This is a genomic window from Vibrio sp. 10N.286.48.F5 (assembly GCF_041469785.1).
GTDB lineage: Bacteria > Pseudomonadota > Gammaproteobacteria > Enterobacterales > Vibrionaceae > Vibrio > Vibrio crassostreae_C.
This window is the reverse complement of record NZ_JBFRLG010000014.1, coordinates 50,523-66,388: the sequence shown is the minus strand read 5'-3', so window position 1 is coordinate 66,388 and position 15,866 is coordinate 50,523. Positions and strand designations below refer to the sequence as shown.

Sequence of the window (15,866 nt, the reverse complement as noted above, 5' to 3'; positions counted from 1 at the left end):
CTCAATATGTCGCGGTTAGCATTACATACGCTAATTTTACACCAGTAAGTTTACTTTTAGAACACCAATCCGCGTATTGGTAATTCGGTCGAGAGCAACTGAATCGCTTTGCAATGCACGGTGGGTATCATAGAATCGAAAGTGTATTCGAATTTTATTGATATCAACGGAAGAGAATAAACAATCAATGAGTAGTATTTTAGAGTGTATTCGTACAGTTGGACGAGGAGAAAGAGGGCGTAAGCCTTTATCGTTCGAACAAGCCTACCGCATCATGGATGAGTATTTAAGCGGAGAAGTCGGTGACGACCAAATGGCTATGCTACTGATGTTGATTCGTGTGCAGAATGAAACCAATGAAGAGATCGCTGGCTTTGTAAAAGCGTTTCAATCTCGAGTGCCAGATTTAGGCGCTGATATTGATTGGCCGTGTTATGCAGGTAAGCGTAACGATAACGCCAGTGGCAAGCCTTGGAACTTGTTGGCGGCAAAAATCTTAGCTGACAATGGCTATAAAGTGTTAATGCATGGCTATATGGATAAGCCGAGCGGTAGGACGCACGTTGAAAGCCATTTGCAAGATGTCGGTGTGCAAAGTGCTGAGAGCCCTGAACATGCTAAGTCGATTCTTGAACAAGACGGCATTGCTTATTTACCGCTAGCTAACTTTGCGCCCGAAGCACAAACCATGATTGGTTGGAAACACCGCTACGGTTTGAGAACACCAATTAACACGGTAGTTCGAGCATTGAATCCTGGTGGTGGCCGTTTAGGTCTGCGTGGCAGTTTCCATCCTGGCTTTCCACAACTTCATGCGGAAGTTGAGCATGTTATCGGAAATAAATCCCACTCGGTGATTTCATTCAAAGGGATGAACGGTGAGTCGGAATATAATCCTAAAGTTAGCCAAACGGTATGGATGAGCTCTCCTGACAAAGTCGAATCGTTCTACTGGGAAGAGATGATGAACCTAGAGCTGCCACTTCCTAGTCAATGTGTACTTGGCACATCGGCTGAAGATATGGCGCTAATGGCGAATACCGTTGTCGACAGCATGACAGCCATTCTCTTTGCAGAAACGCACGATAAAACTGAGGCATACCAGAAAGCGGTGCGCCTGTGGCATGAGTATTGTGCGCGTTAGATGGTGGTTTGTAATCAATGAGAGAAGGTCAGCGAGCGCTGGCCTTTTTTATGCTTAATTTCTAGTAATGGCTTTTCGTACGTGCCCAAACAATAGAGCTACTTCACTCGCATCAAGCGATGCATTTTGTCTTCGAACTGAATCTCAATCACCTGTGAGATTTTCATCTTATCAACACGATCAAGCATTCTTGCTTGGTAATCACGTTTTTTCATCCACTCTAGCGGTTCTTTAAAGCCATCTTCATTAATCACAAACGACTGATCGGTAATAGAGTCTTCAAAGATATGAACCACCCAAATGCGTGATTGGAAATCCAATAACTCACTAAAGTAGCTTTTTAACTTAGATAAGGAATTCGTTAGATACGTTTTAGGTGGGGTTTGGGAAGACATAGTAAACCGTATTTGGACAATGAAAATCGGCAAGGGCGCCGTCTGATCATTATAGCCTTTACCCGTTAGGCTTGTCAGGTCGAATTCGGCAGCCATTCACGGCTATTGCGCTTGCTAATGCTACTATGGCTGCCAGTTAGAGATTAACCAAATCAGTGTCGGATTCACTATTTAACGAATAGGCCGAAGTCGATCTCTTGTTCTCTTTGATATTTCACCAGCTTCACTTTTAGGTCGTGTTTTGCTGCTAAATCAATGGCTAAGCATGACATGCGTTTTATCTCATCAACGCAGCTTGATATCAGCGGTTTTTCTTGATTGTCGATAGTGGCGATGAGTGTGTTTTCTGTGCCGTCGTTACCTGCGTAAATATACGCGTACATGTTGTTGTCGTGTTGCATAAACTTCCTAAAACGGGATTTCTAATTATTAGTGAGGTGAAGATTACAGGGTTTATTTACGCAGGCTAGCTCGGCTAAGTAAGGTTAAGCAAGGGAAAGTAAGGCTTTGTAAGGGCTCTTTTTTTTCTTTTTTCTGGCGTTCGAAAACGTGCTCAACCCTTTGTTTGTCTCACTTTTTTGTCTTGTTAGGTTTTGCCTATCAATAAAATTGTTGAAATCCATTTAGTAAAATCAAGATTTTAGACAACAATTAACTTAACAAGATAGAAAATATATGACGCAAAGTATTTAGGGAGAACGCAATGCATTCTATTAAAGTGAAAGATTACATGACGCAGCAGGTTGTGACATTTACTCCTGATATGCCGTTAAGTCTAGCGTTAGACAAAGTGATGCGTAGCCACCATATGGGTGGGCCCGTAATCGATGATAACGAACAAGTGATTGGCTTCCTTTCAGAGCAGGATTTACTCGAGAAACTTGTGAAGGTCAGTTACTTCTGCCAAGACACACACCTTGTGGGTGACTGTATGTACCAAGAAGTGCTGTCGGTGTCACCTGACTTATCCATTATTGAATTGGCGGACATGATGCAGGTTGGAAAACCTAAAGCATACCCTGTGATCGATAATCGAAAACTGGTGGGTATTATCACCAGAACTGATGTTTTGAGAGCAATTGGCAAGAACTTGGAAGAATGCTTCAAACATCAGGTATAGTAGCGTGTTAAGAACGATTATTTTTCTCAATACTCTCAATTGAAAAAAGGCGCACTAGCGCCTTTTTTCTGTATAGCGCTTTTCTTGGTCGATCCTTTCTTTTTGGATCCCTAGCCAGTTGAACAGTTGAACAGCTGATTAGGCTTTAGCTCTTGGGTATTCCAACTTTTGGAGGTTTCATGTCAAATCAAACGGCAAAGTTTGTTGAAGGTTCAACGATGCGCCACATATTGGTGATGTCGGGGGCTGGCTCTGTCGGTTTGATGGCGTTATTTGTGGTCGATCTGCTCGACATGCTGTTTATCAGTATGCTCGGACAGGTTGAATTGGCTGCTGCGGTAGGCTTTGCAGGTACGCTGACTTTCTTTTCTACCTCCGTTTCTATCGGTACTTCCATTGCCATGGGCGCATTAGTGTCCAAAGCCATCGGCTCTAAGAATCAAGAGCACGCTCGAAACCTAAGCACCAGTATCATGCTGACTGCGTTTGTTATCAGTTCAACCATAACTGCAATCATGTTCGCTTATATTCCAGAGCTGCTAGCCGCGATAGGCGCCAAAGGCATTGCAGCCGAACGCGCTCAAGCTTACCTACAGATTTTGCTACCTAGTGGTCCATTTTTGGCGTTAGCGATGGCAGCGGGTGCGGGCTTAAGAGCGGCAGGTGATGCTAAGCGTTCGATGTGGGCAACTTTGTCTGGCGGCATTGTTAACGCGATTCTCGATCCTCTGTTTATTTTTGGTTTTGGTTGGAACATCGAAGGGGCGGCTATCGCTTCGGTTGTCGCTCGTTTCTCGGTGCTATTCTTTTCGCTTTATCCTCTTATTCGCAGCCATCAGCTGGTAGCTCCGCCTTCTTTTGTGCAATGGCGCATTAATATTCGACCAATATTGGCGATTGCGCTGCCTGCGATTATCACCAATACCGCAACGCCTATCGGTAATGCGATTGTAACAACGGGTATCGCACAATATGGTGAGGATTTTGTCGCGGGCTTTGCCGTGATAGGTCGTCTGACGCCAGTTTGTTTTGCGGTTATCTTTGCCTTGTCTGGCGCTGTGGGGCCAATCATTGGTCAGAACTTTGGTGCTGAACGCATGGACCGAGTAAAAGAAACACTCAATAACTCATTGCTGGTTACTACGGCATACACCATCGCTGTTTGTATTCTGTTGTACTTCGTTCAAGGTTATGTCATTCAAGGCTTTAGTCTACAAGGTGATGCAGCAATTATTGTGGCAGCTTTCTGTACCTATGTGGCTTTAACCTTCATCTTTAACGGTGCGCTATTTGTTGCCAACACCTCTTTTAATAACCTAGGTAAACCGCTTTACTCGACAGCATTGAATTTGGGTAAAGCGACGTTAGGTACTCTGCCGTTCGTATATCTAGGTTCGCAATGGTATGGCGCTTTGGGTGTTCTCTATGGTCAAGCTTTGGGTAATGTTTTGTTCGGAATTTTAGGTATCTTGGTGCTTCGACATCATATCGCTGAACTGATGCAAGGATCTCAAGTTGATCCAGTGGAAGATGATGTGTCGATTGTCAGCTTGAACACTCAGCCATTCTGTTCACACGATGCGGTTCTTATTGATGATGTATCCGCTAACCGTGAAGAGTGTGCGGAGCTTAAATCTCAGTAAGCCATCGGCGCTGGCATAATATTTTTGTTTTCTTGAAAACTTCTTCTTGACCTTGGAGTAGCCTCCAAGGTTTATACTTTTGATGAACTTAAGGTTCTGTTGCTCGTAAGTTAGCAACAACCTCAAGGCTTTTGAGTATTAAGGAGATACATTATGTGCGCAAAACATGCAGCGTGCCGCTCAGCAAAAGTGGACGTTCAACCTCAAGCGGCAGGAGCAAGTTGCTCTAGCCCTAAAATTTCAAGCATCACAGCAGCAGGCACTTCATCTGGTTGTTGTAGCTCTTCTGCTGCTCCGTCATCGTCTGGAGATGATTGTTGTAGCTCGTCGGACAGTGGAGAAGAAGACAGTCAGTCCTCAACTTTATCTCTCGATGCCAAATTTTCGAAAAGTTGGCTGGTTGCCGGAATGGACTGCCCAGCTTGTGCAAGAAAAATAGAAAACGCGATCAGCAATATTGACGGTGTTATTCAAGCGAAGGTTCTCTTTGCTACCGAAAAGCTGGTTGTGAAATTCGATAATGAAAGCATTGCTGACACCATTGAACAGGTCTCTATCAAAACGGGTTTCCCTCTTACGGAAGTCGGTTCAAAGAAAGAAAAACAACAACCTGAGACTTTTTGGCAAGCTCATATCCAACCTAATTTACAGATTATCGCGATTGCAGCGGCAATGCTGTTTGCAGTGCTTGTGAAAAGCACCTCACCTCAATTAAGTGAAGGCTTGTTTACGGTAACTTGTCTGCTTGGTTTATATCCGGTGGCGAAAAAAGCGGTTCAGTTGGCACGCTCAGGAACACCATTTGCTATTGAAACCTTAATGAGTGTTGCCGCGCTGGGTGCTTTGTACCTTGGCGAAACTGTGGAAGCTGCGATGGTTCTATTGTTGTTCTTGATTGGTGAGCGCTTAGAAGCGTTTGCTTCATCTCGAGCAAGAAGTGGCGTTCAAGCGCTAATGGCATTGGTACCAGAAAACGCGACTAAGATCATCAACGGCGAACGTGTAGAAGTTGCCGTCAGTGAACTGGTTCCAGGTGATGTGATTGAAGTGGCTGCGGGCTCTCGTTTACCTGCTGACGGACAATTGATTACAGACGCGGCAAGCTTTGATGAAAGTGCGTTAACCGGTGAATCTGTTCCTGTTGAACATATCGAAGGTAACAGCATCATGGCTGGCGCTGTGGTGGTCGATAAAGTGGTTCGTATCACCATCACTTCAAAACAGGGTGAGAACGCGATCGATCGCATTCTTCATCTGATTGAAGAAGCAGAGTCTCGTAAAGCACCACTAGAGCGATTCCTCGATAAGTTCAGCCGTTGGTACACACCGTTAATGATGGTAGTGGCTCTGTTGGTCATCATCACACCACCATTGTTGTTTGCGCAGCCATGGGAAACATGGGTTTACCGTGGCCTAGCGCTATTGTTGATTGCTTGTCCGTGTGCCTTGGTTATCTCGACTCCTGCAGCGATTACCTCTGGCTTAGCAGCAGCAGCGAAACGTGGCGCGCTCATTAAAGGCGGCGCAGCGCTAGAGCAGCTTGGTAAAATCCAAACCATCGCCTTCGATAAGACAGGCACACTGACCGAAGGTAAGCCTCAGGTTACGGATATTCAACCTCTATCGGGGTGGCAACAAGACGCGATGCTGCGTGTGGTTGGGGCGATTGAAGTTGGCTCTACTCACCCGTTGGCGCAGTCACTTGTCGCTAAAGTAAAAGACCTGAATATTGAGATTCCTGAATCACACAACAAGAAAGCGTTGATTGGTAGTGGTGTTGAAGGGGATGTTGATGGTGTTAAGTATCAGGTTCTGTCACCGTCTAAAGTCACGTTCGAACTTGGTGCCGATGTGGTTTCTCAGGTAGAAGCATTAGAAGGTGAGGGCAAGACGGTTGTGGTTGCTCTTGAGGTTAAAGATCAAGAAGAATCAACAGAGCAAGCTACGACGGTGATTGGTCTGATTGCTTGGCAAGATACGTTACGTAGTGACGCTAAGCTTGCGATTGAACGACTTAATGAATTAGGTATTCAATCTATCATGTTGACCGGCGATAATCCGCGCAGTGCAGCAGCGATCAGTAGCAAGATTGGTATGCATTACAAGGCAAGCCTATTGCCAAGCGACAAGGTATCTTACGTTGAGGAGTTATCTCAACAGTCGCACGTGGCGATGGTCGGTGATGGCATTAATGATGCACCAGCAATGAAAACGGCGAATGTCGGCATCGCAATGGGTGGTGGTACGGATGTCGCTTTGGAAACGGCGGATTCAGCACTGACTCATAACCGTTTAACTGAGCTGCCAGCGATGATTGAACTGTCGCAAGCGACCATGAACAACATCCGTCAAAACGTAGCCCTTGCGCTTGGTTTGAAGGTCGTATTCTTGGTGACAAGCTTGTTAGGTATTACCGGTTTGTGGGTGGCAGTTTTAGCGGATAGTGGTGCAACTGCATTGGTGACATTGAACGCATTGCGTCTGCTTCGATTTAAATCTAAAGCGGACTAAATCGAGCTCATCGACATAGAGCATTCTTAATATAAAAGCGCCTTTAGCGGTAATACGTTAAAGGCGCTTTTTGTCTCATTAGTATGCAACATAGGCGTGCGGATTGCTTATTTTTGTGATGCCAATCGGTTTTTTGTGAAACTTGAATTATTGTTGCGATCATTCATGTGACATGTGTCACTTCATTTTGTAATGAGCTTGGTTAGAGTGTGTTCGTACCCCACGAATTTACTATGAGCTTAAATAAGGGTAAAAAGCCCAATAAGCCAAAAGGAGCGAACTATGTCTCAAGCTGTTTTCCACTTAGGTGTTACTGAAGCAGATCTTAACGGTGCTACTCTTGCGATCATCCCTGGTGATCCTGCTCGTGTGCAAAAAATTGCAGAAGAGATGGAGAACCCAGTATTCCTTGCTAGTCACCGTGAATACACGCTTTACCGCGCAGAGCTAGACGGCAAACCAGTTGTTGTATGTTCAACAGGTATTGGTGGTCCATCGACTTCTATCGCAGTTGAAGAGCTTGCTCAACTTGGTGTTCGCACTTTCCTACGTGTTGGTACGACTGGTGCTATCCAACCTCACGTAAACGTGGGTGACATGATTGTTTCTACAGGTTCTGTTCGTCTAGACGGCGCTAGCCTACACTTTGCTCCTATGGAGTTCCCAGCAGTGGCTGACTTTGAAGTTGCAACAGCAATGAAAGCGGCAGTTGATGAATCAGGTGCAACAGTTCACATGGGCGTAACGGCATCAAGCGATACGTTCTACCCAGGTCAAGAGCGTTACGACACGTTCTCTGGTCGCGTTGTTAAGCGCTTCCAAGGCTCTATGCAAGAATGGCAAGACATGGGCGTTCTAAACTTCGAGATGGAATCTGCAACACTGCTAACTATGTGTGCAAGTTCTGGTCTGAAAGCAGGTTGTGTTGCTGGTGTAATCATCAACCGTACTCAAAAAGAGACGCCTGATCACGACACTCTAAAAGTAACAGAAGCACGTTCAATCAAAGTGGTTGTAGAAGCCGCTCGTAAAATGCTTTAAGTCTTAAAGTGCTCTGAGTTTTAGAGAGCATTAAGTCTTCAAGTGACATTAAATTTTGAAAATGGCCGCATCGTATGATGCGGCCATTTTTTTGTGCCGTCTGAAAGTAATCAATAGAGAAAACAGACAACAAAAAAGGCGAGTGACTTAATCGTCATTCGCCTTTTTAACAATCTGCTTAAGAGCATTGAGCTCTCATGAGCTTATTGGTTTTTAGTACTCTAGATCTTCATTGCCACCCGCAGCTGTAAACCATGCCGTTAGGTGTGTTTTAAGATCTTTCAATTCGTCAGGGCCAATCAATGCAAGGCCAAGATCTTCAGCTCGTGTGATGTCGTTATGGCGAAGAGGGCGGAAGCTCACTAACATTGCACGTGCTTGTAGGCCACCTAGCAGGTCTCTAAGCGATTCCAGTTTGTACAAGGTGTCATCACCATCATCACGCATGCCTTTGGTCTTACATTCGATGATGTGCAGCTTATTGTTCACCACAGAGGCAACATCAAGCTCGTTACGAACCTCACGTTCACCCAGTTGACGGTATACCTGAACATTCAAAGAACGGTCTTGAATGGTCGGCATGTCATCTTGGATCTGCTTAACTGTGCTGTGAACCAATGTTTCAAGCCATTCACCGTTTGAGAAGCGTCGTGCGTCTTCATTGGCAAAGGTCAAAATACCGTTGTCGTAAGTCGCAATCTTAGCTTCAACCAAATCGCTCAGCAGCATGTTGAGCTCTCGATAGCCTTGTTGCTTCTCAGATAGCCCTACATCAAGTTTTTGTTCTTTACGGCAGGTCGTTGCTAGGTAGTTCAATGTCGCAAGGCCAGGGCCTAGTTCGAGTGCGTTACTAGCCCAACGTTCACCCAGTTCATAAAGTTTCTGATCCAGTTGCGGAGACAGCTGAACATCGCTGAATTCACCGCGAGCACCGAACACAGTCAGGTAGTCGTCGATGGTGATGCGGTCTTGAACTTGTGCATCTTCTTTACCATTTGGGTACAACCAACACAGCTTGTCACTGTTTGGTTCAACCACGAAGATTGGCCAGTGGTAAGTACGGAATACTTCGTACACAGAAAGTAGGCGGTGACGAAGGCCACAACTTGCGTTGAGCTTCACTTCTTGACCGCGTGCTTTGAGGTCTTCGGCAAGGGTTTGGATAGATTCTTTAATGACGGACGTATTTACGATGGTCGGAATTTCGAAAAACTCACTCGTAATGTCGCGCTTATGCAAAACGCTGTCTAAACGTTTGTACATACTGACTTGATTCTTGTCGCCGATAAACACGATGTGGGTGCTGACCGTTCGGTTATCAAGTAATGGGGTGAGCAAGCGAATGGGGTCTTGATCGATAATGCCAACATGAACAGCCATATAAATTCCTTAATAGCGGCTCGCTCATAAAGGTGAAAGAAAAAACGGGAAGCAGCAAGCCTTAATAATCATATAATGACAAAGCTCATAAAAAACAAGGGCAACCCTTGATAAAAGTTGCCCTAGCTCAATTAGTTACCACTATTGGGTAAGAAGTCTCAACAATCTCACTAAATATCTATCGATTCTTCATTTATCTATAGTTTGAATTGATGTACTAAATCACCTTGCTGATTCGCCAAAATTGTTAGGTTTTGGCTGGCTTCTGCAATTGAAGACATCGCTTGGTAACTCTTATCTGCGATATGGTTGATGTCTTCGATGTTGCGTGCAATATCACCAGACGTTTCACTCTGCTCAGCGGCTGCTTGAGAGATGTGTGTACTCATGTGGCTGATCTCTAGAATCAAGGCTTGGATCTCTTCCATCGCACTGTTTGCACTTGAAGCTTGTTGAACCGACATGTCCATATCGCTCATACAGCTTTCAATAACGTTGCTTGCTGTTTTCGAGCTTGATTGCAGGTTACTGATCATGGTCTCGATTTCAGAGGTCGATTGAGTGGTCTTTTGCGCTAGCACTCGTACTTCATCGGCAACGACTGCAAACCCACGGCCTTGTTCACCAGCACGCGCTGCTTCGATTGCCGCGTTAAGTGCAAGTAGGTTGGTCTGTTCAGCAATACCACTAATAACGTCAAGGATTGAACCAATCTGGCTACTCATCTGTTGTAGCTCGCCTACAGCGCCCACTGATTCAGTAAGGCGAACTTCAAGCTGATTAATGGTGCTGATGTTGGTGTTCATGATCTGACGACCAGACTCAGAAGCCGATTCTACTTGTTGAACCATGGTGAGTGAGCTTTGCGCGCTGTTCGCCACTTCTTGTACAGAATGAGACATCTCTGTCATTGCGGTCGCAACAGTCGCGGTTTGCTCACGTTGGCTGTTCAATTGAGCCTGCGTTTCAGATGACGTCTTCTGGTTGACGCTTGCAGTCTTAGTTAAGTCATCTGAAGCGTCATTCAGCTTCACAAGGATGTTGTGTAGGTTGTCAGCCAAGGTGTTGATGTGACGGCTCACGCGGCTGAATTCGTTGTCGTAGCGAATATCGATACGCTGAGTCATATCGCCTTCGGTTAGACCTTCTAACGTACCGAGGATGCGAGTTAATGGCTCTCGTACGCTATGTGCAATGTGGTAACCAATTGCAGCTGCGAACACGGTTACAACAATGCCAATTGCAATCGCGTTGAATAGGCCTTTGTCGTAGATGCTGCTTGCGTCTGCTAGTGATGAGTTGAGTTGCTCTTCAGCAGTTACGTTGAACGAGTCCAAAACAGCCATTGCTTGGTCAACTTCTACAGCTAGGTTGGCGATGTTCACGTACAGCGCTTGCTTGGCTTGTAGGTAGTTGTTGTGTTTGTCTAGTACGCCACCTTTCTGACCAACGTCTTTGGTGAACTTCTGAACCGACTCATCGAAGACATTTTTAAGTGCTGGTAGTTGTGTTGATAGACCGCGATAAGCATAGTTAAGGTGAGTAACGGCCTTTTTATTTTGGTTAACGGCTTTCTGAACGAAGGCAACATCAGAGCTAGCTAGTGCATCAGAGGTGATGACCTCTGCGTCTTGCAGTTTAATGAAGTAGCTCTTTGCCATCACTTTAACAGAGATGCTTTTTTGGTCGGCAACGTACTCTTTCATGCCAACGGTTAATTCTGAATGTAAGCGTTGGAAGTCACGAGAGGCTTTTTGCACTTGTTCTTGTGCTTCGAACATCGCGACGTAGTTGTTCATCGCTTCGTCTGCTTCTGTAAAGTAGCGTTCTTCCATCGCTCGTAATTGTGCAATTCGTTCGATGAGTGTTGAGTCGTTCTGGCTTGCCGCTTCTAGATTGCTTAGAACTTCAGAAAAAGAGTTTTGTGATGCAGCAAATTCTGTACGCATTGCGGACATGCGTTCAGCGTTTTGTGTGGTTAAGAAATCTTTGAATGACTTATCAGCAGAAAGCAATTGAACACTTGTTTGATTTGAAAGCGCGACAAGTGGTAATGAGGTTTCTGAGACACTCTCAAAATTGCTGTGTATCTGATTCATGCTGTTCATCATGATGGTTATCGTGACTGCGAACATGATGATGATCAGTGCGAAACCAGCGTACATACGCTTGATCACAGATCCCTTCATGGCTTTCTCCCTAAATAAAAATTCAGACCTAATGTCAGGTCAAAGTAAAACTAACAAAATTATCAGCATTCTATTGAGCTCGGCTTACGCATTTTATGACGCACACGTCAAAAATAGCGCTCAGTTATAACCAACATGCCATTCTTGAGAGCTAAGGCTCGTTTTCTTTGATTTGAACGGTGTTTTTTATTATGCTTTAAAGCAGATTTATTGTGGTTTGATGCGGCATAGCGCATACTCAAAGCATTAAAAAATAAATGTTTTATCGGAGAGAAACATGGCTGAAGAAACCATTTTTACTAAGATCATCAACAAAGAAATCCCAGCAGATCTACTATACCAAGACGATTTAGTAACCGCATTTCGCGATATTAACCCTCGCGCGCCAAGCCATATCCTAATCATCCCAAACAAGCTGATTCCGACAACCAACGATGTTGAAGTCGAAGATGAAGCGATGATGGGGCGCATGTTTACTGTTGCTCGCAAGTTAGCAAAAGAAGAGGGCATTGCAGAAGATGGCTATCGTCTTATCGTGAACTGTAACTCTCACGGTGGCCAAGAGGTTTATCATATTCACATGCACTTGGTTGGCGGCCGTCCACTTGGCCCCCTATTAATGAGCTAATAAAAAGTTAATGAGCTAATGAAAAGCTAACGAGTTAATGAAAGCTAATGAGCTAGTTTAAACGCGCTCATTAGTGGGTTAACACAAGTAGTTAGTTGGAAAATTTGTAGTTTGTATGCCAACTTTAAGTTCTATCTGTTGTCTGAATATCGGCATCGCCTAGGCAGAGGCTAAATCAGTAGGGTTTCAACTGGCTTGAGATCCTTTTTACAACGCGTTTCGTTTTGATAATGAGACCATTAAAGGTCAACAGACCCTAACAAAGTTGGCATTTTAAACATGCACGGAGACGATAAGTGAAGCAACAGTTTAGATTCGCTTCCATTGCCCTGTTATCGGCGTTGACTGTGGGCTGTGCAAGTATGTCTGCAGGAAACCTGTTCAGTCATTACAGCGCGCAAAACAAAGAGATCTACCAAGCCGTTAAATCTGGAGATTATTCAGAGGCTCAACAAGAGCTACCAGATTACGCTGCGGGTGACATCCTTGATAACTTTGAAAGAGGTAGAATTAACCTTCTGGATCAGCAATACCCAGAGAGTAAGTCTTCGTTTGAAGTGGCGGATCAGGCGGTAACTGAGCAGCAAAGAAAAGCCGTTATCTCGATTTCAGACAGTGCGACCAGCGTGGGTGCGTTGGCGGTGAATGATAATATTACCGAGTATGTGCCAGCCGATTATGAACTGGGGTTTCTTCATCTGTATCTCGGTTTAAATTATCTCAAGAAAAACGATTTAGAAGGTGCGGTGATTGAAATGCGTCGCGCCAACCAAGTTCAAGAACAAGCAAAGAAGCAACGTGAAGCTGAGTTAGACCGTGCAGCCAGCGATGCGAAGAAGCAGGGGTTGTCTGCCAATGTGGGTAGCATCCTTGCTAATTACCCTGATGCGGGTAAAAAGCTGCAGTCAGTACAGAATGCGTATCTGATGTTCTTGTCTGGTCTGCTTTATGAAGCTTCAAATGATTTAAACAGTGCCTATGTTGACTATCGTCGTGCTTTGGCTGTGATGCCAGATAACCAAGAAATCATCGACAGAACGATGGCAACTGCCGCACGTTTAGGGATGCGACAAGATTTAGCGACATTAGAAAAACGCTATAAGCAGTCTTCTAAACTTAGTACAGGTGAAGGGCGAGTGATTGTTCTTCAAGAGCAGAGCGCTGTACAAGCTATGGACAGTTGGCGACTAGATTTACCTGTTTATGACAGTCGCGATCAGGGGGCAATATACTCTCTTGCGCTGCCCTATTACCCGAGTCAAAACGTAGAGCGTTTTTCTGCCTTGCGAATCAGCGGACAACCTTTACAAGAACACCTGATCACGGATGTAAACGCGATGGCTCAGAATGATTTATCTGAACGTATGACGAGCATTGTTATTCGCCAAGCGCTACGTGTAGTCGCGAAAGATCGCATTCGTAAAGAAGCAACCAAAGGCAACGATGTCGGCAATATCTTGTTCAATGTGTGGAATACATTCACCGAACAACCAGATACTCGCAGTTGGCAATCTCTACCGGCTGAGATTAAGAGCAGCACGTTCGTAGCAAACAGCGGTCAATATACGCTAGAAGCGGGCGCTAAAACGTATGACTTTGATATCCGAGAAGGGCAGACCACTTTGGTGTGGATTTCTCGACAAGGTAACAACGCAACAATGTGGCATAAACAGCTAGGGAGGCTGTAATGAAAAAGTGGTTAGTGAGTTTAGCAGCGGTTATGGCTCTGGCTGGTTGTGCTGATAATACAGCTGGCGTAAGGGTTGATAGTCTGACTCAGAACGTTTTCTTTGGTGACAAGGTATTGGGCAGCCGTTTACAGGTTGAAGATATCCGTACCGATCTGGTCGACGGTCATACGCGCGGAATCGTTCGTTTAAACAGTAACTATAAAGGCGATCAACATATCCTTTATCGTTTTTACTGGTACGACGATGCCGGGCTTGAGGTCAATCTAAAACAAGGCCCTTGGAAGCAAGCCATTGTTCGTGGTTTTGAAAGCATTTCGTTGTCGGAAGTGTCGGTAAACCCGAAAGCAACTCAGTTCAGAGTCCAGTTCCGAGAGCAGTAAGTCTGATAAAACGGGTCTAATGATTCGTAAATACAAGAATTTAAGAGTGTGGGTAACCCCGCTCAGTGATAAGTTGAGGAAACAAAATGAAAAAGAGTGTCGTTGCGCTACTAGGTTTAGCGGTTATTTTAGGCGGTTGTTCAAACAAGGTAAGCTACGGTGATGCACAAGCAGTAGAAACCACGACAATCGATTTCGGTTCAACTGACCTTCAAACGATTGCGGGTGAAATGGTCGATAGCATGATGGCGTCTGGTTCAGTGTCTTACATTACTCGAGAGCAACGTCCAATCGTGTTCGTAGAGCGAATCAAGAACAAGACAAGTGAGCACATCGATACTGAGTCAATCACTGACACTATCAGTACTAAAATGCTGAATTCTGGTAAGTTCCGTTTCGTTGATATGGACCGTGTAGAGTCTGTTCGTGACCAATTGAACTTCCAAAACAATGATGAGCTTGTAAATCAAAGCTCAGCAATTCAATTCGGTAAAATGGTCGGTGCTCAATACATGCTGTACGGCAACCTATCAAGCATCGTTAAGAAAGACGGTAGCGACGAAGACGTTTACTACAAAATGACGATGCGTCTAATGGATCTTGAGTCTGGCTTGATTGAATGGGCTGACGAGACTGAAATCCGTAAGCAACAATCTAAGAGCCTACTAGGCCTTTAATTTCGCTTACTTGCCAACTAAACGCAGCCAGTTTTGACAGCGTCTAGTCTTGGCAGCGTATAGCTTGGCCACACATAGCTTGGTCACACGCCAATGCAGTGCATGATGTGCTGTTTATGAAGAGACACTGGCTTTTGGTCAGTGTCTTTTTTGTAGGGAAATGAAGACGTTTATAGGGCAGTTAAGACGTTTATAGGGAGTAAATATGGCAATTTTTTCTTGGTCTGAGGCTAAGCTTCTTGATACCAGTTTGAGTTCGCTTGACGGTTACTTTTCTGAGCCTCCAGTTAGAGCACAGACATTAACAGGCGGTTTGACCAATCGATGTTGGAAGTTGGTCGATGCCGATGGTACTGCGTATGTTTGGCGGCCAACCACACCTATCACCAAAGCGTTCTTCATTTCTCGCCATGAAGAGTACCAAGTGCTGTCTGCCATTGAGCGACTCGGTATCGGGCCAAGCCCAATGGTAGTGAATGAGCAGGGGTTACTGGTTGAGTGGATTGCGGGTGAGACACTTTACGAAGATCTAGAACTCGATGACCTGTTGAAAACGCTGATCTCTGTTCATCTGGTTAATACTGCGCGATTACCACTGCAACCATTCAGTTTCACGGCGCGAGTCGACCATTACTGGCTGCAGCTTGATGCGATTCATAAGACTGAAGCCTGCACTAAGATTTATCAAGAGTGGCGCGTGGCTCCGAGTATTACCAATGTTGACCTGTCTTTGTGCCATTTTGACTTAGGTGGTTATAACCTAGTGAGAAACAGTGACTGCATTAAGATTATTGATTGGGAATACGCTGCGCTCGCAGACCCTAGGCTCGATTTGACATTAACCATTGCGGTTGCTGGCGCGCCAGTCACAGAAGCGGTTGAGAAGTACTGTCAGCTGCGAGGAATCCATGATGTTCAGCCTTGGCTTGATGGTGTAGAAGCATGGTTACCAAGAAGCCAGATGATGGCGATGCTATGGTATTTACTTGCTCATCAGCTTTGGGGCGATGAAAGTTATCTGCGTGAAGCGGAGGCTCTGAGTCACACTTTATGTAGCTAGGATCACG

The 15,866-nt window shown here is 45.1% G+C and carries 14 protein-coding genes; 10 read left to right on the top strand and 4 right to left on the bottom strand.

Translation table 11 applies throughout. The annotated features are described in order from the left end of the window. The first annotated feature begins 157 nt into the window (after nt 1–157). Complete coding sequence (locus AB4185_RS10530; protein ID WP_081324522.1) at nt 158–1,144, top strand: glycosyl transferase family protein; 987 nt, start codon at nt 158–160, stop codon at nt 1,142–1,144. A gap of 98 nt (nt 1,145–1,242) precedes the next feature. Here the strand turns inward: AB4185_RS10530 and AB4185_RS10525 are convergent, their stop codons facing one another. Next, nucleotides 1,243–1,539 carry a hypothetical protein gene (locus tag AB4185_RS10525; protein ID WP_029235295.1) on the bottom strand — a complete coding sequence of 99 codons (297 nt, stop codon included), beginning with the start codon at nt 1,537–1,539 and terminating at the stop codon, nt 1,243–1,245. 167 nt (nt 1,540–1,706) lie between these two features. Further along, nucleotides 1,707–1,940, bottom strand: a complete 234-nt coding sequence (locus AB4185_RS10520) for a hypothetical protein (RefSeq protein ID WP_017060212.1) — start codon at nt 1,938–1,940, stop codon at nt 1,707–1,709. A 302-nt stretch (nt 1,941–2,242) separates the two neighbouring features. Here AB4185_RS10520 and AB4185_RS10515 point away from each other — a divergent pair, with 302 nt between their 5' ends. From AB4185_RS10515 to udp, 4 genes are all read left to right on the top strand, one after another. Next, complete coding sequence (locus AB4185_RS10515; protein ID WP_017060213.1) at nt 2,243–2,659, top strand: CBS domain-containing protein; 417 nt, start codon at nt 2,243–2,245, stop codon at nt 2,657–2,659. Between the two features lie 179 nt (nt 2,660–2,838). Beyond that, nucleotides 2,839–4,302 carry an MATE family efflux transporter gene (locus tag AB4185_RS10510; protein ID WP_372102292.1) on the top strand — a complete coding sequence of 488 codons (1,464 nt, stop codon included), beginning with the start codon at nt 2,839–2,841 and terminating at the stop codon, nt 4,300–4,302. A gap of 153 nt (nt 4,303–4,455) precedes the next feature. Further along, nucleotides 4,456–6,813 carry a zinc/cadmium/mercury/lead-transporting ATPase gene (locus AB4185_RS10505; protein WP_372102291.1) on the top strand — a complete coding sequence of 786 codons (2,358 nt, stop codon included), beginning with the start codon at nt 4,456–4,458 and terminating at the stop codon, nt 6,811–6,813. 282 nt (nt 6,814–7,095) lie between these two features. Further along, nucleotides 7,096–7,854, top strand: a complete 759-nt coding sequence (gene udp, locus AB4185_RS10500) for a uridine phosphorylase (protein ID WP_017065292.1) — start codon at nt 7,096–7,098, stop codon at nt 7,852–7,854. 213 nt (nt 7,855–8,067) lie between these two features. Here the strand turns inward: udp and AB4185_RS10495 are convergent, their stop codons facing one another. Beyond that, the gene (locus AB4185_RS10495) at nt 8,068–9,234 is read right to left on the bottom strand and encodes a DUF1887 family protein (RefSeq protein ID WP_019822442.1); all 1,167 of its coding nucleotides are present in this window, start codon (nt 9,232–9,234) and stop codon (nt 8,068–8,070) included. A 197-nt stretch (nt 9,235–9,431) separates the two neighbouring features. Next, on the bottom strand, nt 9,432–11,423 hold the full coding sequence (locus tag AB4185_RS10490; protein ID WP_372135426.1) for a methyl-accepting chemotaxis protein: 1,992 nt from the start codon (nt 11,421–11,423) through the stop codon (nt 9,432–9,434). 277 nt (nt 11,424–11,700) lie between these two features. On the opposite strand from AB4185_RS10490, the gene hinT reads away from it, so the two are divergent. The 5 genes from hinT to AB4185_RS10465 all read left to right on the top strand — a co-directional run bounded on the left by hinT (nt 11,701) and on the right by AB4185_RS10465 (nt 15,859). Then, entirely contained in the window at nt 11,701–12,051 is a 351-nt protein-coding gene (gene hinT, locus AB4185_RS10485; RefSeq protein ID WP_017065295.1) for a purine nucleoside phosphoramidase, read from the top strand. Between the two features lie 296 nt (nt 12,052–12,347). Beyond that, nucleotides 12,348–13,739 carry a COG3014 family protein gene (locus AB4185_RS10480; RefSeq protein WP_108121520.1) on the top strand — a complete coding sequence of 464 codons (1,392 nt, stop codon included), beginning with the start codon at nt 12,348–12,350 and terminating at the stop codon, nt 13,737–13,739. Beyond that, nucleotides 13,739–14,122 (top strand): YcfL family protein, encoded by a 384-nt coding sequence (locus AB4185_RS10475; RefSeq protein WP_017060222.1) that lies wholly within the window; start codon nt 13,739–13,741, stop codon nt 14,120–14,122. The genes AB4185_RS10480 and AB4185_RS10475 overlap by 1 nt, the downstream gene beginning before the upstream one ends. An 86-nt stretch (nt 14,123–14,208) precedes the next feature. Further along, nucleotides 14,209–14,799, top strand: coding sequence for a penicillin-binding protein activator LpoB (lpoB, locus tag AB4185_RS10470; RefSeq protein WP_004736264.1), 591 nt, complete (start codon nt 14,209–14,211; stop codon nt 14,797–14,799). Between the two features lie 205 nt (nt 14,800–15,004). Next, nucleotides 15,005–15,859: a phosphotransferase gene (locus tag AB4185_RS10465; RefSeq protein WP_017060224.1), complete on the top strand. Its 855-nt coding sequence runs from the start codon at nt 15,005–15,007 to the stop codon at nt 15,857–15,859. The last annotated feature ends 7 nt before the right edge of the window (nt 15,860–15,866 follow it).

Excerpts from the sequence above, each read along its gene's own strand:
- AB4185_RS10525 (WP_029235295.1), bottom strand. The coding sequence starts at position 1,539 with ATGTCTTCCCAAACCCCACCTAAAACGTATCTAACGAATTCCTTATCT.
- AB4185_RS10520 (WP_017060212.1), bottom strand. The coding sequence starts at position 1,940 with ATGCAACACGACAACAACATGTACGCGTATATTTACGCAGGTAACGAC.
- AB4185_RS10515 (WP_017060213.1), top strand. The coding sequence starts at position 2,243 with ATGCATTCTATTAAAGTGAAAGATTACATGACGCAGCAGGTTGTGACA.
- AB4185_RS10510 (WP_372102292.1), top strand. The coding sequence starts at position 2,839 with ATGTCAAATCAAACGGCAAAGTTTGTTGAAGGTTCAACGATGCGCCAC.
- AB4185_RS10505 (WP_372102291.1), top strand. The coding sequence starts at position 4,456 with ATGTGCGCAAAACATGCAGCGTGCCGCTCAGCAAAAGTGGACGTTCAA.
- udp (WP_017065292.1), top strand. The coding sequence starts at position 7,096 with ATGTCTCAAGCTGTTTTCCACTTAGGTGTTACTGAAGCAGATCTTAAC.
- AB4185_RS10495 (WP_019822442.1), bottom strand. The coding sequence starts at position 9,234 with ATGGCTGTTCATGTTGGCATTATCGATCAAGACCCCATTCGCTTGCTC.
- AB4185_RS10490 (WP_372135426.1), bottom strand. The coding sequence starts at position 11,423 with ATGAAGGGATCTGTGATCAAGCGTATGTACGCTGGTTTCGCACTGATC.
- hinT (WP_017065295.1), top strand. The coding sequence starts at position 11,701 with ATGGCTGAAGAAACCATTTTTACTAAGATCATCAACAAAGAAATCCCA.
- AB4185_RS10475 (WP_017060222.1), top strand. The coding sequence starts at position 13,739 with ATGAAAAAGTGGTTAGTGAGTTTAGCAGCGGTTATGGCTCTGGCTGGT.
- lpoB (WP_004736264.1), top strand. The coding sequence starts at position 14,209 with ATGAAAAAGAGTGTCGTTGCGCTACTAGGTTTAGCGGTTATTTTAGGC.
- AB4185_RS10465 (WP_017060224.1), top strand. The coding sequence starts at position 15,005 with ATGGCAATTTTTTCTTGGTCTGAGGCTAAGCTTCTTGATACCAGTTTG.